This window comes from Mesorhizobium sp. M4B.F.Ca.ET.203.01.1.1 (assembly GCF_004791025.1).
Lineage (GTDB): Bacteria > Pseudomonadota > Alphaproteobacteria > Rhizobiales > Rhizobiaceae > Mesorhizobium > Mesorhizobium abyssinicae.
The window spans coordinates 42,449-65,929 of sequence record NZ_SRUO01000002.1 but is presented as its reverse complement, the minus strand read 5'-3'; the positions used below and the strand labels follow the sequence as shown (position 1 = coordinate 65,929).

Here is a 23,481-nt window from a genome sequence, read left to right as displayed (position 1 = left end):
CCCGTCAGTGACCAACCAAGATGTCGGCGGTAAAAGGGACACCGGCGCGATGGATATTGACGGCCCGCCAGGCGTGAACATACGACCCATATTTGACCGAAAGTCTCGAGACCGACCAGCCTTGGGTGGCGCACGAGTCAGCCTCGAAAGCTTGTACGAGGAACATGACACAGTCATCATAGGCGGTGGCCAGGCGGGACTGGCCATGAGCTATCATTTGCGTCAGCGCGGTCGACAGCACATCGTTCTCGAACGGTTTACAGTGGCCGAGCGATGGCGGTCTGAACGTTGGGACTCGTTACGGTTCCAGCTACCAAACCGCTGGCTCGACTTGCCAGGGAAGCCATATGCAGGGACCGAGCCGGACGGGTTTGTTCATCATTCAGAGGTCTTGCGCTTTCTCGTAGACTACGCCGCTGAGATAGAAGCGCCAGTGCGCACCGGCGTTGAAGTAACTGGCCTCTCCCGCGATGACCGCGGCGCAGCCTATCATCTCGAAACCGCAAACGGCCCGATCAGGGCGCGCCATGTTGTTATTGCGACCGGTCCGTTTCAACGTCCGATCGTTCCAGGCTACAGCCACGCAGTACCGGCCTCGATCTGTCAGATCGATGCGACCTGCTACCGAAACCCTCAACAGCTGCCGCCGGGGGCTGTCCTTGTCGTAGGCAGTGGCAACTCGGGCTGCCAGATTGCAGATGAACTGTTGCGCAGCGGCCGACGAGTATTTCTTGCTGTCAGCCGACACAGCAGAGTGCCTCGGCGTTATCGTGGTCAAGACCTTATCTGGTGGTACGAAAATTTGGGCCGCTTCGACGTGACGATCGACTCCTTCCCCAATAGGAGGTACCCGCCGTCGGTAATTTTGACCGGCATGGACGGGGGGTATGATCTTGATCCGCGTCGGCTGGGCGTTGAGGGCGCAACTCTACTGGGGCGATTAGTTGGGATTGCCGATGGTACAGCAGTACTTGCTGATGACGCTGTGGACGCGCTCGCGGCCGCCGACAGAAGTTATGCAGGTTTCCTGGAGGCGGCAGACCATCTGGCCGCTACGACTTCGATGCAGTCGGAAGTGGACCAACAGGATCGCTCGGTGCCACCGCTGCCTTTCCAGATCGAGAGCGTGCCCGCCTTGAAATTGAGCGGGGAAAACGTTCGCACGATCGTCTGGGCAAGCGGATACGCCTATAACTACGACTGGGTGAATCTAAAGATCATAGATGCTAACGGCACTCCAGTCCAACAGCGCGGCGTCACCCCTTGCCCGGGAGTTTATTTTCTTGGACTTCACTGGATGCACACGTTCCGGTCGGCCGTCCTATCCTTCGTCGGGCGTGACGCGGCTTACATCGCCGATCACATTGAGAGCTTGGCGCCGATTTAGATGGTGAGCGCCAGCCTGCGAGATAGTTGGCGGTTGAGTTCGCCAGTGGCAATGCGCATGACGCGGACAGCGTTGCCGATCACGTCGGCTGGTCGCTTCTGGGGTGCGGGCAGGATCCGCGCGACGACCGAGATGAGGCGCAAAGCTGTCATGTCGTCTTTGGGGCCGTGTATGGACGGCTCTCCGTTGGCAAGGGGATATCTGAGCTTTTGCCTTTGCTGGTTGGTGCGGCCATGTATCCGACCTTTAGGTGCGGCCTTTCATGTGCCGCTGGCCATAATGCCATTCGCGCGGCTCAGGTCCCGATCGAAAGCTCGCACTAGAAGTGCACGGCCCCAGTGGGTTTTCCTGATCCGGCGGTTTCAACCGGCTTTGTGCATTAGCTCCTGTCCGCCCTTTCCAACTTCGTCGGCGACTGCTCGCCTTGTCTCAGTTTATGCGATGACCGGCTCTCTGTAGCGCTCGCCGTTCGTCATCAATGCCCAAACCATCCGGGCGGTCTTATTGGCCAACGCAACCGCCGCAACCTTGGCTGTTCGCCGCGCCATCAACTGCACAAGCCATGGCCTCCTCGTCCCGTTCCGTTCGGCATAGCGGATGACCGCCATTGCGCCGACAACGAGTAATTGACGCAGGTAGCGATTGCCAGCCTTTGAGATGCTGCCAAGCTTCTCTTTTCCCCCGCTAGAGTTCTGCTTCGGCACGAGTCCGATCCAGGCCGATAGGCAGCGCCCCGACTTGAATGCGTGAACATCGGCGACGGTCGCAACGAACGCACTCGCCAGTAGCGGGCCTACGCCGGGAATCTCCATCAACCTGCGACCAAGCTCGGTCTCTCGCGCACTCGCCCGCACCCTTCGATCATTCTCCAGGATCTGCGCCTTCACGACCCTGAGCTGCGCCTCGAGCATGCGCAGGCATAGCCGCGCGTCAGCAGGTATCCTGGCGTCGTTCTCGTCGTTGACGACCACGAGCAATTGTTCGATCCCATTCCGCCCGATCGGCGCCACGATCCCGAACTCGGATAGGTGCGCTCGCAACGCGTTCGATATCTGTGTCCGCTGGCGGTTGAGCATCAACCGGACCCGGTGAAGCATCATCACACTTTGCTGCTCGGGTGATTTCATCGGCACGAAGCGCATAGTCGGCCGTGTCACCGCCTCGCAGATCGCCTCTGCGTCTGCAGCATCATTCTTCTGCCGCTTCAGATAAGGCTTCACATACTGTGCCGGCAGCAGCCGCACATCATGGCCACGTGCATTCAGTTCTCTCGCCCAATAGTGCGACGAGCTGCAGGCTTCGATTCCGACCAGGCAACGTGGCAGGCTCTCGAAGAATGCCAGCACGCGCCCACGCGTCAGCTTCCTGCGAAAGACAACCTCACTCGCCGCATCCACCCCGTGGACTTGAAACACTGACTTCGCAATATCCAGACCAATCGTCGTAACGTTGCCCATCATAGATCTCCTCCAGCTCTGGCCCCACGATCATACCGCAGGGCGGGAGGAGAGCCGTCCACCGCATCAGAAGCTGACCGACTGGTTTTAGGTCAAGGTGCGAAGAAGCGGGCACTCGACCTACGATCCCATCTCGGACGTATTCCCTGTCAGCAATAGCTCCGAAATTCCAACGCTCAGGTGCATCACCAAAGCGGCCGCGCTGCGTCACAAAGGGACGTTGCAGGTCACCAAACTTGACGCTAGGCTGGCCAAAGCCGACACTGAGCAGAGAAAGACAGGAGCACTCAGTGGGAGGGTGCGACTCCGACTCTGAGATGGCTATCAGCTCGCTCCGAACCGAGTTGACAGCGGCGCGCGAAGAAAATCAGGTGCGCACTGCGGAGGTCGCCAATCTCCTTGAACAGCAGTCTGCGACGAGTGCGATCCTCAGGGTGATCGCTGCATCGCCGACCGACATCCAACCGGTCCTGAATGCGGTCGCGGAAAACGCCGCACAACTCTGCGACGCCTATGACGCGGCGATCTTTCTGCGGCAAGGGGAATCGCTGGCCATTGGCGCACACCACGGGCCGATCCCCATCGACTTCGCCACTTTTCCGATCACGCGGGAGTGGGTCACCGGCCGCGCGGTGATCGATCGGAGGCCGATCCACGTGCATGATCTGCTCGCGCTGGAGGGCGAATTCCCTGCAGGCCGATCGATGGCGCTGCGGCTTGGTCACCGGACAATTCTCGCCACCCCTTTGCTGCGTGAGGACGAGGCCATTGGAGCGCTCGTCATTCGCCGAACGGAGGTCAGACCGTTCAGCGAAAAACAAGTCGAGCTACTCAAAACTTTCGCCGATCAGGCCGTCATCGCCATCGAAAATGTCCGCCTCTTCGAGGAGGTGCAGGCGCGCACGCGCGATCTCGGCGAGGCGCTGGAGCAGCAGACCGCGACCGCCGATGTGCTTAAGGCAATCAGCCGGTCGGCCTTCGATCTTCAACCGGTACTGCAGACGCTGGTCGACTCGGCAATACGCCTGGCTGGGGCGGACATGGGCGCAATCACATTGCGCGTTGGCGATACGCTGCGGTTCATGGCAGGCGGCGGACAGGCTGCCGAGCTGCATGCCTACGAACGAGCTAACCCACATGTCGTGGGACGAGGGACGTTCCAGGGCCGCGCCGCGCTGGAGGGATTGACGATCCACGTGGCGGACGCGCTCGAAGACCCAGAATACGAAAGACCCGAAGCGGCAATCATGGGGAGTTTCCGCGGAGTACTTGCTGTTCCGCTGAAGCGGGGTCAGGAGACCATCGGCGTATTCGGCATGGGGCGTCGGACGATCGGGCTATTTTCACCACGTCAAGTCGAACTGGTCGAGAGCTTCGCCGACCAGGCGGTGATCGCCATCGAGAATGCTCGTCTGATCGAGAAAGTCGAGGGGCACAATCGTGAACTGGCCGAGGCGCTGGATCAGCAGACGGCGACGGCCGAAGTGTTGAAGACGATCAGCAGTTCGGTGTTCGATCTCGATTCCGTGCTGCACACGCTTGTGAAGTCCGCGTCCGACCTCTGTCATTCCGGGATGGGCTACATCTATCTGCGCCAGGGCGACGTGTTGCAGCCGACGGTACAGATCGGATGGAGCCAAGAATTCCAAGACCACATGAACAACCTCCCGGTCACGCCGGGCCGGGGCAGCATCGCCGCCCGTGTTGCCCAGAGCGGGTCCGTAGAGCAGATTGCCGACGTTCTCGACGATCCGGAGTATACCAATATCGAAGGCCAACGGCTCGGCGGCTTCCGCACCCTGCTGGGCGTTCCGCTGATGCGTGACGGCGCCGTGACCGGCGTCTTCGTCCTCGCCCGCTCGTCGGTCTCGCCGTTCAGTACGCGCGAAATCGAACTGGTGCAGACATTTTCGGATCAGGCGGTCATCGCGATCGAGAACGTGCGGCTGTTCGAAGAGGTGGAGTCCCGCAACCGCGACCTAGCCGAGTCGCTGGAACAGCAGATGGCCACCGGCGCGATTTTGCAAGTGATCGCCGGGTCCCCTACGGACATTCAGCCTGTGCTGGACGCCGTCGCTGAAAGTGCCGCTCGGCTCTGCGACGCCTATGACGCAACGATCTATCTGCTGCGCTCCGACAGGCTGGCAGTGGGAGCGCATCACGGACCAATTCCGATTGACGGTGCTGGCTTGCCGGTCGCGCGCGACGTGGTTACCGGCCGCGCCGTATTGGATCGGGTTCCGGTCCACGTTCCCGACCTGACCATCGCTGGAGAGGAGTTTGCAACTGCCCGAATGATGGCTCAACGTCTTGGTTTCCGCGCGATTCTCGCCACTCCGCTGTTGCAGGAAGGAAAAGCAATCGGAGCGCTTATGATCCGGCGCATCGAGGCGCGGCCCTTTAGCGACAACCAAATCGGCCTCCTCAAAACTTTCGCCAACCAGGCCGTCATCGCAATCGGCAATGTGCGGCTCTTCGAAGAGGTACAGGCGCGCACCGCCGAGCTTGGCGAAGCATTGCAGCAGCAGACCGCGACCGCGGATGTACTCAAGGTCATAAGCCGCTCCGCATTCAACCTGCAGAGCGTCCTGCAGACACTTATCGATTCTGCAGTGAGGCTCTGCGGTGCGAAATTGTCTGGCATCTTTATGCGGGACGGCGACGTCTTCCGCCTTGCGGCAGGCTACGAGCAAACCCCGGAGTATCGCGCGTATGAAGAGGCGAATCCGAGTCCGATCACCCGACAATCCTGGGTCGGCCGAACAGCACTCGACAAGGCAGTCGTCCATATTCCGGATGTTACCAAGGACACCGAACATGGCCTTCCCGAAGCTCCGCGACTCGGAGGTTATTCGGCTGTGCTCTGTGTACCGCTAATGCGCGAAGGATCGGTAATTGGCGTCTTCGCAATGACGCGACCTGAACCCGGGGCCTTCACCGATAGCCAGATCGAACTTGTCCAGACCTTTGCCGACCAGGCCGTAATTGCGATCGAGAACGTCCGCCTTTTCGAGGAGGTGCAGCAGCGGACACGGGAGGCCACAGAGGCGCTGGAGTACCAGACGGCGACCAGCGATGTGCTCAGCGTTATCAGCCGCTCGCCCACCGATGGGCAGCCAGTGTTTAATATGATCGCGCAAAGCGCCGCCCGTCTGTGCGAAGCACAGTTCTGCTTTGTCTACAGATTTGACGGCGAGCTTCTCCATTTCGTCGCGCACTACGGCATCACCGAAGAAAGCGTTGAGATCGTGCGCAACACCTTTCCCGTGGCACCTACTCGCGGCAGCGCTGCCGAACGGGCAATTCTATATCTTGACGTGGCGCAGATCCCGGACCTCACCCTGGATAGTGAATTCACGCATCGCGCCGCAGCGGCTTTTTCGGGCCTGCGCAGTGCTGTCGCCGTGCCGATGCTGCGTGACGGCCTGCCCATCGGTTGCATAGCAGTCGGGCGTGCTGAGACGGGCTTTCTTGCCGCTAAGCAAGTCGAACTTCTGAAGACCTTCGCCGACCAGGCCGTGATCGCCATCGAAAATGTCCGCCTGTTTGATGAGGTCAAGGCGCGGACTGCGGAGCTAAGCGAGTCGCTGCAGCAGCAGACGGCAACGGCGGATGTTCTGAAGGCGATCAGCCGTTCCACATTCGACCTGCAGCCGGTTCTCGACACGCTGGCAGAATCAGCGGCCAAGCTGTGCGACGCGGACACGAGCGTCATCTTCAAGCGCGACGGCGATCTCTACCGATGGTCGGCCAACTTCGGCAATTTGCCTGAAGCCGCGGCTTTCGCCAAAGCCAATCCCTTCGCCCCCGGTCGCGACAGCGTCACCGGAAGGGTGGCCCTCGAAGCCCGCGCCGTCCACGTTTCGGACGTGCTCGCCGACCCGGACTACGGGGCAACGCAGCTTCAGAAGCTCGGCGGCTACCGAACCATTCTATGCGTTCCGATCTTGCGCGAAGGCGTGCCGGTCGGAGTGTTCGCGCTGACGCGGTCACAGGTGCGGGACTTCACGCCGAGGCAGATCGAGCTTGTCGAGACGTTTGCCGACCAGTCCGGCATAGCGATCGAGAACGTACGGCTGTTCGACGAGGTGCAGGCGCGTACCCGCGAATTGTCACGCTCGCTCGAAGATCTGAGGACCGCGCAGGACCGCCTCGTGCAAACGGAGAAGCTCGCCTCACTCGGCCAGTTGACCGCCGGTATCGCCCACGAGATCAAGAACCCGCTCAACTTCGTCAACAACTTCTCAGCGCTCTCGAGCGAGCTCATCGATGATTTGAGCAGTGTGCTGGCCGGAGCGCCTTTGGAGGCATCCGTGCGCGAAGAGGTCGCCGAGCTGACGGCCATGCTCAAGAGCAATCTCGACAAGGTGGGCCAGCACGGCAAGCGGGCCGATTCCATCGTCAGGAACATGCTCCTGCATTCGCGCGCGGGTTCAGGAGAGCATCGTCCGATCGACATCAATGCCGTCGTGGAGGAGAGCCTGAACCTTGCCTATCACGGGGCGCGCGCCGAGAAGCCGGGATTCAACGTCACGCTGAGGCGGAATTTCGACCCGCAGGCGGGGGATGTCGATCTCTACCCGCAGGAGATCACGCGGGTGCTTCTCAACCTCATCTCCAACGGCTTTTATGCAACGGCCAAGCGCAGCGCCGCGGCGAAACGCACGGGCTATGAGCCGACGCTCTGCGCCGCCACCAGGAGTCTCGGCGACCGTGTCGAAATCAGGATCCGCGACAACGGCACTGGCATTCCGCCGGAGGTGAAGGAGAAGATGTTCAATCCATTCTTCACGACCAAGCCAGCCGGCGAGGGCACCGGGCTCGGCCTGTCGCTCAGCCATGACATCGTCGTCAAACAGCATGCCGGCACGATCGACGTCGACAGCCAGCCAGGCGAGTTCACCGAGTTCCGGATTGTGCTGCCGCGCGCTGCGGCCTCGCTCGCAAAATCGGGAGGTGAAGTATGAGCCTCCTCATCCTGGTCATTGACGACGAGCCCGACGTCGAGCCGCTGTTTCGCCAGCAGTTCCGCCGCGACATCCGAGCCAGCCGCTTCACCATGGAGTTCGCGCAATCGGCGGTCGATGCGTTGGAGCAGATCGACCACGCCAAAGGGGTGACACTGATCCTGGTGCTGTCCGACATCAACATGCCCGGCATGAGCGGGCTCGAGCTGCTGCCCAAGATCAAAGTGCTGCGGCCCGACGTCCCGGTCATCATGATCACCGCCTATGGCGACGCCGAAACCAAGCGCAAGGCGCTGGAGGACGGCGCCGAAGCGCTGCTGACCAAGCCGATCGACTTTGCGGCGCTCAGGCAACAGATCGAAACGCGGCTGGGAATGGTGGCGTGACGGCGCGCATCCTCGTGGTCGACGACGAGCCCGACCTTGAAGTCTTGATCGTCCAGAAGTTCCGGCGTCAGATCCGCGACGGCGCGGTCATTTTCCTGTTTGCCAGCGATGGTGTGGACGCCCTGTCCGTCATCGACGGCAACAGCGACATCGACATGGTGCTGTGCGACATCAACATGCCCCGTATGGACGGCCTTTCGCTGCTGGAGAAGCTGCAGCAGGCCGAGGGGCAGCAGCTTTCGACGGTCATCGTCTCCGCTTACGGTGATATGGCCAACATCCGCACTGCGATGAACCGCGGCGCCTTCGACTTCATCACTAAGCCGATCGACTTTGCCGACCTGGAGACCACGATCGCCAAGACCTTGAAGCATCGCGAGGTGCTGCACGAGGCGCATAGGCGGCAAGCGCTCGCGGAGCGCGCGCATGCATCGCTGTCGCGCTACTTCTCGCCCAATCTGGCCGAGCGGCTGGCCGGCGACGCCGACGGGTCGGCGCTAGCCGGGCAGTGGCGCGAGGTCGCCTCGCTGTTCACCGACATTACCAGCTTCACCACGCTGGTGGAAACGATCGACCCTGCCACGCTAGGCGCGCTCCTCAACGACTATTTGGCCAGCATGACCAACGTCGTGTTCGCGCATGAAGGCACCGTCGCCAAGATCGTCGGCGATGCGCTGCATGTGCTGTTCGGTGCGCCTGGCGAGCAGCAGGACCATGCGGCGCGCGCGGTTGCCTGCGCGCTCGAACTCGACGCGCTGTCGCAATCGTTCCGCGATAGCTGGCGCGACAAGGGCGTCGCGGTCGGTACGACCCGCATCGGTGTCCATGCAGGTCCGGCGCTGGTCGGAAATTTCGGCGGAGGCCGCTTCTTCGACTACACGGCCTATGGCGACACCATCAATATAGCGGCTCGGCTGGAAAGCGCCAACAAGCAGCTGGGCACGCGCATCTGCGTCAGCGCGAGCGCCGCTGCGAGGGTCGACGGCTTCCGCGGACGGCCGGTCGGCGATCTGATGCTGCGCGGCAGGGCCGAGGCGCTGCGCGCGTTCGAGCCTTTGTCGTCAAAGCAGTATGATGATCCTTCGACAGCCAGCTATCTTGAAGCCTTCGGCAGATTGGAGGCCGGCGATGCAAACGCGCTTACGGCTTTCGCCGCGCAGATCGGCAAATGTCCGGACGACCAGCTCGCCAGCTTCCATCTCAAGCGGCTGCTCAACGGCGCCAAGGGAACGCGGATCAGCCTCGACTGATCTTTGCGTCAGTCGCGACCGCGACCGTCAAGCCTCGTTGCCGGCAATGTCTGCTTTCACGAGTTGGCAAAGGTGCCCCTCAACGGCCGACAAGAGGCGCAAAGCTGCCGTCGAAATCGGACCTGCGTACGCCGCGATCCATTGTCCGGCGCGTTGTCCAGACTAAACATTGTGGCTGATCAAGCGGCTCGCCACGATCGCAGCTCGCTCGCATCCTCAGGGATATTCACGCCGCTTCCGTAGCCCAACGAGACGCAAAACACCTGTTGGCAGAGGCCAAGACGATCTTGAAGGCCATCTCGATTCCTGCGAGCTTCTCACTGTCAACGGAAGGCACACCCATGGCACATAAGTTCGAAATCTATAAGGACAAAGCTGGCGGGTTTCGCGTTCGCTTCAAGTACAATAGCGAGGTGATATTCTCGACCGAGGGCTACGCAAGCAAATCCAGCGCTCAGAACGCCATCGACCCGATCAAGAAAAATGGCCCCAGTGCGCCGGTCGAAGACAATAGCTGATCGCCTTCGAGGCCATACAACGCTGCGACAATTCCGAAGCTGAGCATATTGGCTTCGAAACAGCTTCGATCGGGACTAGCACTTGTTGCGCTAGGGTAAATGAGGCCTCAGCTCCCAAGGCAATCCTCGGCAAATAGACTTCACTAGACCTCTGCTACATTTAGGAGCATCCTCTCCGCTGGGGAGTGGGGTGTGGATAGGTCTCGTTACGACAATCGTTCTCATCGCTGGCGCAAGCGCACTGGAGCAAAACACTCCCGTGCACTGCGGTGGGCAAGTGTGCCCCGACGGTTGATCTTCGTCACCGTTGCCGCAATCGGGGCCCTCGCTATTGAGACGGTCTTTCTGCATAGTGACCGCTTGCCCGACCTGACCCCTTCCAACTGGATCGAGCCAAAGCCTGCCCCCCTGACCGGCGTGGCGTCCGTCATCGACGGCGACACGATCGAGATCCACGGCCAGCGCATTCGATTCAACGGGGTCGACGCGCCAGAGAGCAAGCAATATTGTTACGACGCCAAGGGCTTCGAGTATCCATGCGGTCGGCGATCCGCCGAAGCGCTGGATAGTTTCCTGGCCGCCTCGCGGCCGGTGCAGTGCACTTTCGTGACTTGGGATCGCTATCACCGCTTCGTCGGCGACTGCCGGCGCGCCGACGGCGCGAGCGTGGCGGCCTGGATGGTAGAACATGGCCAGGCGCTCGATTGGCCGCACTACAGCAACGGCGCCTACGCGCCGCAGCAGGCCAACGCCAAGGCGGCGAGGCTTGGTCTATGGGTTGGCAAGTTCGACGCGCCTTGGGACTGGCGCGCATCGCATGGCGACGGGGCTGCGCCGTCGAGCCAGCCGTTCGGCATCATCAGTCGCAAGCTGGTCGCGCAAAGCGGCGGCCTTTCGTGCGAGCCCCGGCGGTACTGCTCGCAAATCAGCTCCTGCGAAGACGCCCAATGGTACCTGCACAACTGTGCGTGGGGCCGCAAGCTGGATAGGGATGGTGACGGGGTAGCGTGCGAGACGCTTTGCTAGGGAGGGGTTCATGGATGACAAGTTTTACAACCGCGTCGGCGGCGATCGTATTTCTTCGCGGCAGATCGATGAGTTGATTGGGTTAGCGCGCGGCGTCGCTGCAGACGGAAGTATCAACAAGGCGGAAGTCGAGTTCTTTCAAAAATGGCTGGCCGCGAACGTCGAGATTAGCGATCAGCCGATCGTCCGGACCTTGTACCGACGGGTCAATAAAATCCTTGCGGACGGCGTGCTCGACGCCGATGAACACACTGAACTTCTCGATACGTTGAACAGCTTCTCGAACCGAGATTTCGAACTTGGTGAAGTGTTGAAGCCGACCACCCTGCCCCTTTGCAATCCGCCTCCGCATTTGACCTTTGAAGGTCGGTCGTACTGTTTCACCGGGACGTTCAATTATGGCCAGCGAAAATACTGCGAGCAGGCCATAGCGGATCGTGGCGGCCGCGCCGGCAGTTTGACGCAAAAGACCGACGTGCTCGTGATCGGTGCGTACGCCACAGAGTCTTGGAAGCACTCATCGTTTGGCGACAAGATTTTCAAAGCGACCGCCTGGCGCGACGAGGGGTTGCCAATCTCGATTGTCGCCGAGAGCCATTGGGTCGGTTTTCTCTGACTTCGTCCGTGGTTTGGCAGCGTCTAATACCATCAGCACTCTATTCGACCGAGGTGGAACGATGCAGCACAATGCGTTCAGCGATCAGATCCGCCTGTCTCGGCGATTTGCAGGTCGCTTCATTACGAGCGTGCTCGCGCTCGCAGTTGCAACTGCAGCTGGGTGCACCTCCATAGACTACCAGAAGCTTACCACCGGTGAGATATCCGGCAGCTTGTTCGTGATGTGGGTCGGTGAGGGCAACAATTCCGGTGACGGGAGTTTCCTGTTCGTGCCCGACCCTCATGATCCCTTGATCTTCCATCGGGCAGATCCGGCAGCACCAGGAAGCACGATCAAGCCAGGCCTCATGTACACGGACGGCGGCTCAATCCCGAAGATCGCGCAGGTCTTCAAAGGGCTGTCGCCTTGGGGCTACGCCCCAGCCTACATGGTCCACGACTGGATCTTCATTGCGCATCACTGCATCGTTGACGGGAGCACGGAGAAGAGGTTTGATCAAATTCGCGGGATTGGCTTCAACGACTCCGCTGCGATCCTCGGTGAGGCAATCAAGGCGTTGATCGTGACGCGCCAAGTCGCGCCGAACGATGTCGCACCCACTGCCATCACGGCGGCGGTGGGAAGCGCGGTTGCCAAGAATCTTTGGGACGAGAAGGGAGCCTGCAAGTCGCTGCAGGTGAGTGCAAAAGACATTGCTTCCGCAGAGGCAGCGATACCGGGCTCCACATCCAAAGCTCAGAACCTGAGGACCTTCCAAATACCAGAAGCCGTCACACCTTCGATCCGAGCAGTGAAGCCAGCGAAGATCATCGCTCGTCTGTCCTTCTGACCTGAGCGTCGAGCCAACCCATGGCGGCCGGCGTGCGGCGACTGACCGTCGAAACAGCCGTCATGGGCGATCGTCGCGGACCTAGCGCGCATGGCGGCCCGTATCGGACGAGTCCGCTTTCAGCAGGCGTCATAACCCAATTGAATGACCCAAAGGAGGCGCAAAGGCTGCCGTTCACCTGGGCAAATTGTGCCCGTGCCCCCGAGTTGGCCACACAGTATGGCGCAAAGCTAGTATGTCCCATAGACAGCCTGAATGGCCGTTTGAGACCCGACTGATACTTTGGCTGTATGCGGCCGCGAAGTTCGAAGGGGGTCCTAGAGTGCAAAAGAATAATCTTGCTTCGTGGATGCGCCATGACGCTGCCTGTGCGGGTCAATCTGGGGATGGTGCGGAGACCTTCACAGGTAGCGCCACAGGTTACACAGACGTGCCGGCAACCTGACCATCACCAGCAACAAAGGGCGAAAGTGCAAAGGTGACTTCGTCTAGGTAAACGGCCGTCAAGGCAGCGGAACCTTCACTCTACGATCGAATGCGGCTGGTGGTAGGAAGGTATCAACACGGCGACCCGATCCTCAGTCACGCGCTTGCGCACGGCCGCGGTGATCGCGACCTCGTCGCCGACTTTGATGCCGCCCTTCGCGCTACGATAGCCGCAGCTGGCTGCGCATCCGCCAGATCGAGGCGTTCACCGCTTTTCTCGAGGCGCGCAACTATCCCTCGGTCTTCCCCGACTTCAACATCTGCCGCGACCGCACTGACGAGCAATTCTCAGTCGTCATCGCCGACCAGGGGCTGGAGCATGTGCAGCGGCCGACGGCGTCGTTTCCAGCATCGTCTTGCGGCCAAAGCGCTGGACGACGAAACGGCCGGCCTTCTGGCCCGGAATCTCGATCAGGTTATAGGTGATCCAAGACAGCAGGCTCACCGTCGGCACGACAATGAGAAGGACGATCGCGAAGCGGAGCGGCGCCACCAGATCGTGGCCATATTGCGTGATGACGAAAGCCGCGACCGGTTGGAGAACCAACAGATGGATCAGGTAGATGCTGAAGGAAAGCTCTCCCATCAGATGAAAGAACCGGTTGCCGAGCGTCGTGGCTATCCTTGCTGCCACGACGCCCGCCATTCCCGGCAGCATCCGATAGAGAACAAGAGCAAAGAAGCCCATCACCAGCACTTCGCGTATCAGCAACTTTCCCAGCCCATATTCGCCGCCATAGGGCAGCGCCGCCAACAGCATGGCCAACGCCAGATAGAGAATGGGCCGTGGCCGGCTCGCATGCAGAACGCCGGCCAAAAGCATCCCGCACAGGAATACCTGCATCTTCAGCGCCAGGAACGACGGCATCGGAAAATGCACCGACATTTGCCCCATCGCAAACACGACGAGGCCGCCGAGCGCCGCGATCAGCACGGCGCTCCGTATCCAGCCGAGCCTGCGGACAAGCAGCATGACGGCCGGAAAGACCGCGTAAAACTGCATCTCCAGCCCCAGGCTCCAGTCGGGAAGCGGCGTGCGGTAGGCGAAATTCGGCAACAGGCCAAACAGGAACAGAAGATGGGCGACGATGTTCTTCAGGCCGCTGTCGAGGTAACGCTCGGGCGCCTGATGCGATCTCAGCAGGAAGTCGTCGATGACCGTCCTGGATTCGTAGAGATAGGGCCCGAGCGCCAGCGCCAGGAAAAGCATGACATAGAACAGCGGCGCTATCCTGAAATAGCGGCGCGTCCAGAATTTCAGCCAGGTCTCCGGCCTTTGCCAAGGCTCGTTGTCCTGGCGAAGCTGGTAGTGGAACACCATCAGGAAACCGGACAGCATGATGAAGAGATCAACGCCGAGATCCGGTTCGCCCAGGATCGGAACACGCCAGCCGGTCAGAAGCAGACAGTGCCCGACAAGCACCCACATCGCGGCAAGCGCCCGAAGCCCGTCCAGGCATTCGACACGGGACCGGGTCATGCCGAACTCCTTGAGAGCGGGAGCTTCAGCAATGCAAATCGTTCACCGAGGCAGGCCGGTGGCCGGGATGATGCTGACACGCCAAAAACCTTGTCAGAAAACCCCGCCGCGAGGAGTTTCGAGCAGGTGCGCCGATATCGCAATGCAACAAATTTTACGCAGTGCAACATGAGTGGAGGTTTGAGGCGATCCGGGTGGAAAGGTGGAAGGCCGGAACTGCCGATCTTCCCCTAGTGGCCCTCGTATCATCGCCGCTTCACCCGCCGGGCATGCCGGCGCCAATATCACCAGTTCCAGAGCCGTGCAGGGGCAGTGAGTGCCAGCAACGCCGGCGACCAATGGTCGAGCTGGCAATCGATCTCGGCTCGGTCCTCGGGGCGCAGATTGGCGGCGATGTAGGAGAGACCACGCAGCGTGGCGGCGATGATGCGGCTGGCCATGAGCGGGCACGCGTTTTTTCCGGGCAGCCTTGGAGGCCTTGACCGGCATCGCCGCCAGTGACCTACTTCGATCATCGAACGTGCACGTTATAGGCTATACGACTGGAGGAGACGGGCGAATGGACATTCGATCGACGCTGACGGAGCTATGCGACGCCTTCAACGCCCACGATCTCGATCGCATCATGGCGTGCTTTGCCGACGACTGCGTCCTGGAGATGCCCAGGGGCAACAAACCATGGGGTTCCCGCCTCGAAGGCAAGGCAAATGTCCGAGACGCGCTGGCCACACGTTTCGAAGGCTTGCCCGATGTTCACTATGGGAATGGCGAGCATTTCGTGGATGCGGCAAACAATACCGGCATCTCGAAATGGCTCCTCACCGGCACTGCCCGCGACGGAACGAGAAAGGAAGTCCGCGGTTGCGACTTCTACACGTTCCGCGACGGCAAGGTGATCCGCAAGGACTCGTACTGGAAGATGGTCGAGTAGAACGGCGCGTGCCTCAACTCTAGGCGGTCCACAATTCGCTCCGCTGATCGTTCGCCACTAGGACTCCGTATCCAAACTTCAAAGGCCGCCAAGCCTGCAGCGGTTAAGATCGACGACTCCAACGCACTCGGCAAATCGGCACCGATGAGCGCGAAGGCGACACGAGCGACGATGGATGCTCACCCGGCCGGACCCGAACCGGGGCCTTTGGCGGCATCACTGTGCCCAACGAACAGGTTTACACTCCTCACAGTCCGGTCTGCGGAGCACAATTCGATTGCGCCCTCTTTCCTTCGCGAGATAGAGCGCTGTGTCGGCGTGGCGCTGTAGCTGCTCCGGTGAGATGGCCTCGTCCGCGGCCTGCATTGCAACTCCAACGCTGAGAGTAACGCGGCGCGCGCGAGTGCCCGGGTTGGGAATGGCTGCGGCCTCAACGCTCTTTCGAATGCGTTCGGCCACGGCGCTCGCCTCTTCCTCCGTCACCCCGGGCAAAAGCACGAGGAACTCTTCGCCGCCGTAGCGGGCCACGTGATCCTGATCGCGCCTGATGTTTTCCTGGATAATCCCAGCGACCTCGACCAGGCAGCGGTCGCCTTCGGCATGGCCGAGGTGATCGTTGAGCTTCTTGAAGTGATCGATGTCGCACATGAGCAGTGCGGCACCGTCGAGGCAGCGTTTGTCGCTTCCCCAGATGCGGCTGAGCGTTTCCGTCATCCAGCGCCGGTTGGCGAGGCCGGTGAGCGGATCGGTCCTTGCCAACAGTTCCAACCGCTGGTTCGCCTTGGCCAGTTCGGCAACCCTGCGCCGATCGCGAAGCTCAAACAGGAAAGTCTTCTGCGCCAGAATTGTCATGATGCGTCGCGCGGCGACTGTTGCGAAGATACCGCTGGCGAAGAACAGCGTCCCAGCGGCCGCGCTCCCATGTTCGATGGCGGGGTTCTGCAGCTGAAACACGAGATACAGCCCGAGCGCCAGCCCGGCGATGGCCACCGTCCAGGCCAGCGGGATACCGAAAATGATGATCGCGGTAATGGCCACGAACAACATGACATTCAATTGCCGTTCATAGAACTCGCCACCAGCGCTTACGCCGACCAATGCGACCGACAACAAGATGAGAAACATCCCTGTGATGAGCGAGGACGCTTCGACCCACGGTGCCTGCGGTTTTCGCCAGAGAAGGACCACGGCCATCGCGACGGGAGGAATGATTGCGGCCGGCAGAAGCATGCGAGTGGCGACCGCGCCTGGAAGGATCACCATGTTGACCGTCAGGGTGAGCACATCCAACAAAGCCACCCAGATCATCCATGCACGTGATCTTCGCGGTCTGTGACCAGACACGCGCCCTGAACAGGCGCATGATCTCGCCTTTGAGGCGGATGTGGCGCGTGCGGCGAGCCGGAAGCTGGTCAACTTCTGCACCTATGGCGGGGTCGGACTGCTCGTCGGAAGGCACCAGATTTGACACAACCTTAGGCCTTTTGGCCGCTTTCCCCTAACGGTTTTCCAACCAAGCGCGGTGGCGGAACAGGCAAAACATGTCCGGTCTTTCTAAAGATTTGCTTTCCAGTTGAACGAAAATCCCATTCATCCGTGCCTGTCTCGTGAATAGGGTTCAACCGTTCGGGCTCGCGCATCGCCGCTAAGAACAAGCGCTTGGACGAATGCCTGACTGGCGATCGAGGGCGGCGGCTTAGCCCCGGCCCACGAGGGGTATCGAAGCCTGTGGGAACGCAGCAAAAGGACCGTCGCTTGGCGACGAGCCTTCTACCTGCCGGGCGGGAGAGTGTTGTACCGCCTCGCGACTGGTTAAGCCAAGATGGTTATGACCGCGGCTGACGCCAGCTCTGTCAGCTGATCGCCCGTCGCTAAGGCATACGCGCCGAAACTGTCGGCGACGACGCTGACCCTTCTCGGGTTGCTCGGATTAGAGGAATTGGTCGGACCGGAAAGGCTGCTAAGGCTCGCGGGTCCCCGCATCTGCCGTGACATCGCTTCCGATGCGGACATGCAAGCGGCAACAGCGATCCTGTCCAAAGCCATGCAGGACATCGAGGACCTACCAGTCATCCCCGCGATGTCGAGGACATCCTGACGACCTCTCCAAGGTCTCCGATGCTTCATCGCCGCGCCTTTCGCCAGCCCGCCGTGCGGCGCTGCGGCTTCAGCGCAGAACCATCGCTCCCCCTTGCCTGCGTGATCACCGTTTCGTCGTAATGCTCTTGCCTCCTACCCCATCCATTGCTTCCTTGTGAAGGCAGGTCAGGCGCGCCATGGAACATAAGTCCCCCCTCACCCATTGTTGATCCGAGGCCGAGGGCGCATTCCGTGACCCTGGTATGGTGCAATGGCCGAAGATCAGAACCCTGTTTCAGCCATAAGCGAGGATGAGACACGCCTTGAGCGACAGGTGACGCCCGCGCCGCGCAACCGCTTCGTCATCGTCATCGGCGCGTCTGCCGGCGGGGTCGAGCCGCTGAAACAGATCGTCGGCGACCTGCCGTCCGATCTGGCGGCGGCGGTGTTCGTGGTGCTGCATGTCGGGCAGGTCAGCTATCTGGCGGAGATCCTCGATCGCGCCGGCCGGCTCAAGACGTTGGTCGCCGAGAACGGCGCCACGTTCAGGACCGGCAAGATCTACGTCGCGCCGCCCGGTTTCCACCTTCTGCTCCATGGCGACCACATGATGTTGCGGCGCGGACCGCGCGAAAACCTTGCCCGGCCGGCCATCGACCCGCTTTTCCGCTCTGCCGCGCTGAGCTACGGCGCTGCCGTCATCGGTGTCCTGTTGTCGGGTTCGCTTTCCGACGGCACGGCGGGCCTGAGGGCGATCAAGGCGGTCGGCGGGCTGGCCCTCGTCCAGCATCCGAAGGACACGCTAGTGCCGGCCATGGTGCAAAGCGCGCTGCACCATGTCGAGGTCGACCACTGCCTGCCCGCGGCTGAACTGGGCGTCTGCCTGGCAAAACTGGCGGCAGAGCCGGCCGGCAAAACCTTGCCCGCCCCGTCAAGCGTCAGGCTGGAAGCGGCGGTCGCCGCTCAGGAGCATTCGACCATGAAAGATGAAGATCGACTCGGCGAATTGTCGGTGTTTACATGTCCGGAATGCCACGGGCCGCTGTGGGAGATCGAAGATGGTGACATGGTTCGCTATCGGTGCCATACCGGCCATGCCTTCACCGCTGACGCGATGATGGAAGCGCAGGCGGTCGAGGCAGACGAGATATTGTGGAGCTTGCTGCGCTCACACCAGCAACGGGCGGCGTTTGCCCGGCGGATGTCCGAACGCGAAAAGAAAAAGTTCCGCTCCGAACTCGCCACGCAGTTGGATGAGCGAGCCAGGGAATATGAGGCGGATGCCGCTGTCATTGAGCGCATTCTGGAAAGCAGGCGGGTGCAGGTAACGGACGATGGCGCAGTCACCGAAGAAGGCAACGGGAAGGAAAAAGCGAGCTAGTCCAGGCGACGGCATCAAAGCGCCTGCCAATGGCTTCTTCCCCCTCATCGGCATAGGCGCGTCGGCGGGCGGTATCGGGGCATTGCAAAAATTCTTTCCCGAGGTTCCAGCCGACAGTGGCTTTGCCTATGTGGTGATCCAGCATCTCGACGCCGAGCATGAAAGCGTGCTCGCTAGCATCATCCAGCGCTGCACCTCGATCGAAACGCAGACCGCAGCCGAGGGCATAGAGATCGAGCCGGACAAGATCTACGTGATCCCGCCTGGGGTTTCGGTGACTGTCGAGGACCATCGCTTTCACGTCGCCAAGATGGCGACCACGCGCGCCCGGCGAACGCCGATCGACGACTTCTTCACCTCGCTTGCCCACGAGCAGTCCGAAAACGCCGCCGGGGTCATTCTCTCGGGAACCGGCAGCGACGGCACGATTGGCCTGAGGGCGATCAAGGAACGCGGCGGGCTCACGCTGGCGCAGGAAAGCGCCGAATATGATGGCATGATGCGCAGCGCCGTCCAGAGCGGCCTGGTCGACATGGTGCTTCCGGCCGAGCAGATGGCCGGCAAACTGGTGAGTTATTTTCGCCATTCGAGCCGCTCTGACGGCGAGCGCGATCGCCACAATCGCGACGTCGCCGAACAGCTTTCGCGGATCGCCGCCTTGCTTCGCATGCGCACCGGCCATGATTTCAGCGGCTACAAGGACAACACCATCCTGAGGCGCATCCAGCGCCGCATGCAGGTGCTGCAGATCGACGATCCGGCCGCCTTCTACGAACGGTTGCGCGAGGAGCCGCAGCAGGTCGATCTCCTGTTCCAGGATCTCCTGATCGGTGTGACCAGCTTCTTCCGCGACGCGCATGCCTTCGATGCGCTGGAGCGGCTTGTCGTTCCAAAGCTCTTCGAGGGCCGCAAGCCCGACGAGACGATCAGGGTCTGGGTGCCGGGCTGCGCCACCGGCGAGGAAGCCTATTCGATCGCCATGCTGCTCAAGGAGAACGCGCCGCGCGGTGCCGCTTCGCCCAACCTGCAGATATTCGCCACCGACATCGACGAGCGTGCGTTGGAAGTGGCGCGCGCCGGTCGTTATCCCGCGACCATCGCAACCGACATCACGCCGAAGCGGCTGAAGGAATTCTTCTCGCGCGAGGACGGCACTTATCGTGTCGCGTCCGAGCTTCGCGAGGTATGCTTGTTTTCGTCGCATAATCTGCTGCGCGACCCGCCCTTTTCCAAGCTCGACCTGGTCGCCTGCCGCAACCTTCTAATCTACATGGGTCCGGAACTGCAGGAGAAGATCGTTCCAATCTTTCACTACGCCTTGCGCAACAACGGCTATCTCTTCCTCGGATCCTCCGAGAACGTCACTCGTCACGTGCGCCTGTTCTCGACAGTCGACAAGCCGAGCCGCCTGTTCCAGAAGCGTGCTGGCGTCACGGCGCAGCGGCTGCCCGAATTCCCGCTCGCCGCCGCGACCCGGCAGGCCCCTCATGTGCGCCAACGCGCGACCGGCGGAACCCTCCAGGAGAGCGCCGAACGGCTTCTGCTCGACCGCTATTCGCCCGCCTATGTAGTCATCAACGCGGCCGGCGAGCTGATCCACAGCTCGGGCGGCACCGGGAAATATCTGGAGCTCGCCGCCGGCGCTCCCGACTCCAACGTCTTTTCCATGGCCCGGCGCGGCCTGCGGATGGACCTGAGGGCCGCTCTGCATAAGGCGGTGAGCACGGGCCAGGTGGCGATCCAGAACAAGATCACAGTCGGCACCAACGGCGGCCGCCAAACAATCAGCCTTGTCGTGCAACCGCTGCCGACCGAGAGCGGTGCGGACCCACTCTATATGCTGGTGTTTCGTGATGTCGGCGGTATCAAGCCGGAGTCCGAAAGCGAGCCCGTCCATACCACCGACGATGTCGAAAGCGCCAATGTCAGCCAGCTCGAGAAGGAGCTAAGGGAGACCAGGGAGCGCCTGCAGATCACGACAGAGGAGCTCGAATCCTCCAATGAGGAGTTGAAATCCTCCAACGAGGAGCTGTCTTCGATCAACGAGGAGCTGCAGTCTTCCAACGAGGAGCTGGAGACCTCCAAGGAGGAGCTGCAGTCGATCAACGAGGAACTGCAGACCGTCAACGCCGAGCTCAACATCCGCGTCGACGAGCTCAGCCGCGCCAACAACGACATGGCGAACCTGCTCGAAAGCACGCAGATCGCGACCGTGTTCCTCGACCGCGACCTCTGCATCAAGAGCTTCACGCCGACGGCGCGGGACCTGTTCAGGCTGGTCGAAAGCGATGTCGGCCGGCCGCTCGCGCATGTCCGTCCGCGGTTTCTCGCCGACGGCCTGCAGTCCGACATTGAGCAGGTGCTGCAGAAGCTTGGCACCATCGAGCGGCAGGTGGAAGGCATCGACAATGGCAGACGCTACATCATGCGCGTGATGCCATACCGCACCGTCGACAATGTCATCGCCGGCGTGGTCGTCACCTTTGTCGACGTCACCCAGATCGCCCGGGCGGAAGAAAAGATCGGCGCGCTTTCGCACGACCTGCGCAACCGCGTCGAAAGCCTGGAAACCCTGCTCGATCTTGTGCCTGTCGGCATCTTCATTGCCGAGGACGGCAACGGCGAAGAGATCCGCGGCAACCGCCACGCGGTGGAGCTCGCCGGTCGGCCCGCCACGGACGGCAAGCTCAGTTCCATGCCCGCCATTCTGCCGCTGATGATGAACGGCACCGTGGTCGACGCCGCTGATCAACCCTTGATGAAGGCGATGCGGACAGGCAAGCCCATTCCCGGTTTCGAGGCGCGGATCGCGCGCACCAAGGGCGGCAGCGTCGACGTCATGATGTCGGCCAATCCGTTGTTCGACGAGCTTGGCAAGGTGCGCGGAGCGATTGCTGCCGTAATCGACATATCCAGCCACAAGGATGCCGAGCGCAACCAGGAGCGGCTGCTGCACGAATTGCAGCATCGCGTGAAGAACATCCTCGCCACTGTCACCGCGCTCACCTCTCGCATGGTGCGTTCATCGGGCACGCTCAACGATTTCGCGAGCGCCTTCCACGCTCGCCTGCAGGCGATGGCCCGCACGCACGAGTTGCTGGCTTCCTACCAATGGGGAGGCGCCGATCTCGAAAAGCTGGTGCGGGCGACCCTGTCTCCCTATGGCGGCAAGGAAGGCCAGAGCCTCGTCGTTCAGGGCGAGCCGTTCCAGCTCAATGCCAGCGCGGCTGCCACGCTCGGCCTGGTCTTCTTCGAGCTGGCCAGCAACGCCGCCAAATACGGCGCGCTTGCCACCGAAAAAGGCCGCGTGGAGGTTTCCTGGCGCGTCGATGGATCGCAAATGCTGTCGATCGCCTGGAAAGAGAGCGGCGGACCGAGGGTGAAGGAGCCGTCGAAGACAAGCTTTGGAACCACTTTCATCCAGCAGAGTTTGGAGTACGAGCTAGGTGGAAATGTGGATCTGCGTTTCAAAAGGGCCGGCCTGGAGTGCTTGTTGAGCATTCCGCTGCCCAAGTCGGCAATGATCGACTATTTATCCCTGCCTGCTCCAGGCAAGGTATGAATGAGCAAACGTCTCTTTCAGGGCTCAACGTTCTCGTCGTCGAGGATGCGTTCCTTGTCGCGCTGGACCTTTGCGATCAGTTGACGGATTCGGGATGCCAGGTGATCGGGCCCGCCGCCTCGGTGGAGCAGGCCCTGCGCGAGATTGATGGCGTCGAACTCGATGGCGCCGTCCTGGACGTCAATCTGAATGGCGAGCGGAGCTTTCCGATAGCCGAATTGCTGACCGCGCGCGGCATCCCCTTCCTGTTCCTGACCGGCTATGACAGCTCGACCGTCTTTCCCGATGCGTTCCGGCAATCGCCAAGATTGTCGAAGCCCGTTGACCCCAAGGCGTTGACCGAGGCGGTCGCACATTTCCGCAGGCACGACGGCTTCAGCTGACCCCTGTGCCGTTCCACCGAATGAACGCACTTCCTTCCCGGTGACGTCTCGCACCGTTTTCAACAGCGTCTCATGCGGGACTTGGAGCGACCGGTAGTGATCGCATTGCGGTCATATCAGCGGGCCGACGATGCTTAGATGCAGCCGCTCCGCTGCTGCCAGGAATTGTCTGAGTTGCTCGGCCCTGCCTAGTGGCGACCTTCTGCGAGGATCGCTCCACCTCATTATTCCTATGGAGTCGCCTTAGTAAGGGCAGCCTATGCTCACCGAATATCGTCAGGCGGCGTTCGATTCCGCATATCCCGCAGGCGTTTTCACCCCGCCCGTCCCATCGCACTCAGCGCATGTCACGGTAATTCCAGGACATCTGTGCTGATGCGTGCCCGCCGGGCAGCAATGACCGTTCGAGCTTCGCCATCTCGGACAATCAAACATCGTGCCGGTGCCACCGCAGCCTTGGCACTCGTCGATTTTAAGTAACGCCAACCCCATTTTGCCCAACCATGCATGCGCTGCCTGGGAACGCTGCTAGTCCACGTTCCACAGCGGGTCCCCACCCGCCAAATAATGACATTACCGTAGGGCAATTAAGGATTTTCTAAAACAGAGAATTTGGGGATTGTTTCCAATGCCTGTTGAAAGCCGCAAATTGTTCTGGGAAACGATGGGCGACACACCGCACCACCTTGGGACTGTCCATCAGGCGGTTGATATACCCTCGCGCCGCCACAAGTTCGAGG

At 61.1% G+C, this 23,481-nt stretch carries 16 protein-coding genes and 2 pseudogenes; 13 read left to right on the top strand and 5 right to left on the bottom strand.

Going from position 1 to position 23,481, the window contains the following annotated elements; translation table 11 throughout:
* Nucleotides 1–49: 49 nt before the first annotated feature.
* A complete protein-coding gene (locus EN846_RS03745) occupies nt 50–1,387 on the top strand; it encodes an NAD(P)/FAD-dependent oxidoreductase (RefSeq protein WP_128346016.1) in 1,338 nt (445 codons plus the stop codon).
* On the opposite strand, the gene EN846_RS34985 is transcribed toward EN846_RS03745, so the two are convergent.
* Nucleotides 1,384–1,539: a hypothetical protein gene (locus EN846_RS34985; protein ID WP_187331241.1), complete on the bottom strand. Its 156-nt coding sequence runs from the start codon at nt 1,537–1,539 to the stop codon at nt 1,384–1,386. The two genes, EN846_RS03745 and EN846_RS34985, sit on opposite strands and share 4 nt — an antisense overlap.
* Nucleotides 1,540–1,821: 282 nt before the next feature.
* Nucleotides 1,822–2,844: an IS110 family transposase gene (locus EN846_RS03740; RefSeq protein ID WP_127392972.1), complete on the bottom strand. Its 1,023-nt coding sequence runs from the start codon at nt 2,842–2,844 to the stop codon at nt 1,822–1,824.
* A 317-nt stretch (nt 2,845–3,161) separates the two neighbouring features.
* Here EN846_RS03740 and EN846_RS35750 point away from each other — a divergent pair, with 317 nt between their 5' ends.
* The 8 genes and pseudogenes from EN846_RS35750 to EN846_RS35745 form a co-directional block, all read left to right on the top strand.
* On the top strand, nt 3,162–7,811 hold the full coding sequence (locus EN846_RS35750; RefSeq protein ID WP_245509055.1) for a GAF domain-containing protein: 4,650 nt from the start codon (nt 3,162–3,164) through the stop codon (nt 7,809–7,811).
* On the top strand, nt 7,808–8,197 hold the full coding sequence (locus EN846_RS03720; RefSeq protein ID WP_127392970.1) for a response regulator: 390 nt from the start codon (nt 7,808–7,810) through the stop codon (nt 8,195–8,197). Before EN846_RS35750 ends, EN846_RS03720 begins: the two co-directional genes overlap by 4 nt.
* On the top strand, nt 8,194–9,447 hold the full coding sequence (locus EN846_RS03715; RefSeq protein ID WP_128273065.1) for an adenylate/guanylate cyclase domain-containing protein: 1,254 nt from the start codon (nt 8,194–8,196) through the stop codon (nt 9,445–9,447). Before EN846_RS03720 ends, EN846_RS03715 begins: the two co-directional genes overlap by 4 nt.
* A 341-nt stretch (nt 9,448–9,788) precedes the next feature.
* Nucleotides 9,789–9,965, top strand: a complete 177-nt coding sequence (locus EN846_RS03710) for a YegP family protein (protein ID WP_127392778.1) — start codon at nt 9,789–9,791, stop codon at nt 9,963–9,965.
* 291 nt (nt 9,966–10,256) lie between these two features.
* Entirely contained in the window at nt 10,257–10,991 is a 735-nt protein-coding gene (locus tag EN846_RS03705; protein WP_245518717.1) for a thermonuclease family protein, read from the top strand.
* Between the two features lie 10 nt (nt 10,992–11,001).
* The gene (locus EN846_RS03700; protein ID WP_127392776.1) at nt 11,002–11,607 is read left to right on the top strand and encodes a BRCT domain-containing protein; all 606 of its coding nucleotides are present in this window, start codon (nt 11,002–11,004) and stop codon (nt 11,605–11,607) included.
* A 61-nt stretch (nt 11,608–11,668) separates the two neighbouring features.
* Nucleotides 11,669–12,439: a hypothetical protein gene (locus EN846_RS03695; RefSeq protein WP_127392775.1), complete on the top strand. Its 771-nt coding sequence runs from the start codon at nt 11,669–11,671 to the stop codon at nt 12,437–12,439.
* A gap of 648 nt (nt 12,440–13,087) precedes the next feature.
* A pseudogene (locus EN846_RS35745) lies at nt 13,088–13,267 on the top strand (SAM-dependent methyltransferase); the annotation flags it as partial.
* On the opposite strand, the gene EN846_RS03685 reads toward EN846_RS35745, so the two are convergent.
* Both EN846_RS03685 and EN846_RS34980 read right to left on the bottom strand, forming a co-directional pair.
* Nucleotides 13,221–14,405, bottom strand: a complete 1,185-nt coding sequence (locus tag EN846_RS03685) for an acyltransferase (protein ID WP_127392774.1) — start codon at nt 14,403–14,405, stop codon at nt 13,221–13,223. The pseudogene EN846_RS35745 and the gene EN846_RS03685 overlap by 47 nt on opposite strands.
* Nucleotides 14,406–14,689: 284 nt before the next feature.
* On the bottom strand, nt 14,690–14,845 hold the full coding sequence (locus EN846_RS34980; RefSeq protein WP_187331265.1) for a hypothetical protein: 156 nt from the start codon (nt 14,843–14,845) through the stop codon (nt 14,690–14,692).
* 119 nt (nt 14,846–14,964) lie between these two features.
* Between EN846_RS34980 and EN846_RS03680 the strand changes: the two genes are divergently transcribed.
* Nucleotides 14,965–15,336: a nuclear transport factor 2 family protein gene (locus EN846_RS03680; RefSeq protein WP_127308800.1), complete on the top strand. Its 372-nt coding sequence runs from the start codon at nt 14,965–14,967 to the stop codon at nt 15,334–15,336.
* Nucleotides 15,337–15,552: 216 nt separating this feature from the next.
* On the opposite strand, the pseudogene EN846_RS03675 reads toward EN846_RS03680, so the two are convergent.
* Nucleotides 15,553–16,807, bottom strand: a pseudogene (locus EN846_RS03675) (GGDEF domain-containing protein).
* A 942-nt stretch (nt 16,808–17,749) separates the two neighbouring features.
* Here EN846_RS03675 and EN846_RS03670 point away from each other — a divergent pair.
* Genes EN846_RS03670 through EN846_RS03660 form a run of 3 tightly spaced genes read left to right on the top strand, consistent with a single transcriptional unit; the run spans nt 17,750 to nt 22,741 of the window.
* Nucleotides 17,750–18,796, top strand: coding sequence for a chemotaxis protein CheB (locus EN846_RS03670; RefSeq protein ID WP_245493264.1), 1,047 nt, complete (start codon nt 17,750–17,752; stop codon nt 18,794–18,796).
* The gene (locus EN846_RS03665; RefSeq protein ID WP_128346017.1) at nt 18,750–22,358 is read left to right on the top strand and encodes a CheR family methyltransferase; all 3,609 of its coding nucleotides are present in this window, start codon (nt 18,750–18,752) and stop codon (nt 22,356–22,358) included. Before EN846_RS03670 ends, EN846_RS03665 begins: the two co-directional genes overlap by 47 nt.
* Nucleotides 22,355–22,741, top strand: a complete 387-nt coding sequence (locus tag EN846_RS03660; protein WP_127391142.1) for a response regulator — start codon at nt 22,355–22,357, stop codon at nt 22,739–22,741. The genes EN846_RS03665 and EN846_RS03660 overlap by 4 nt, the downstream gene beginning before the upstream one ends.
* The last annotated feature ends 740 nt before the right edge of the window (nt 22,742–23,481 follow it).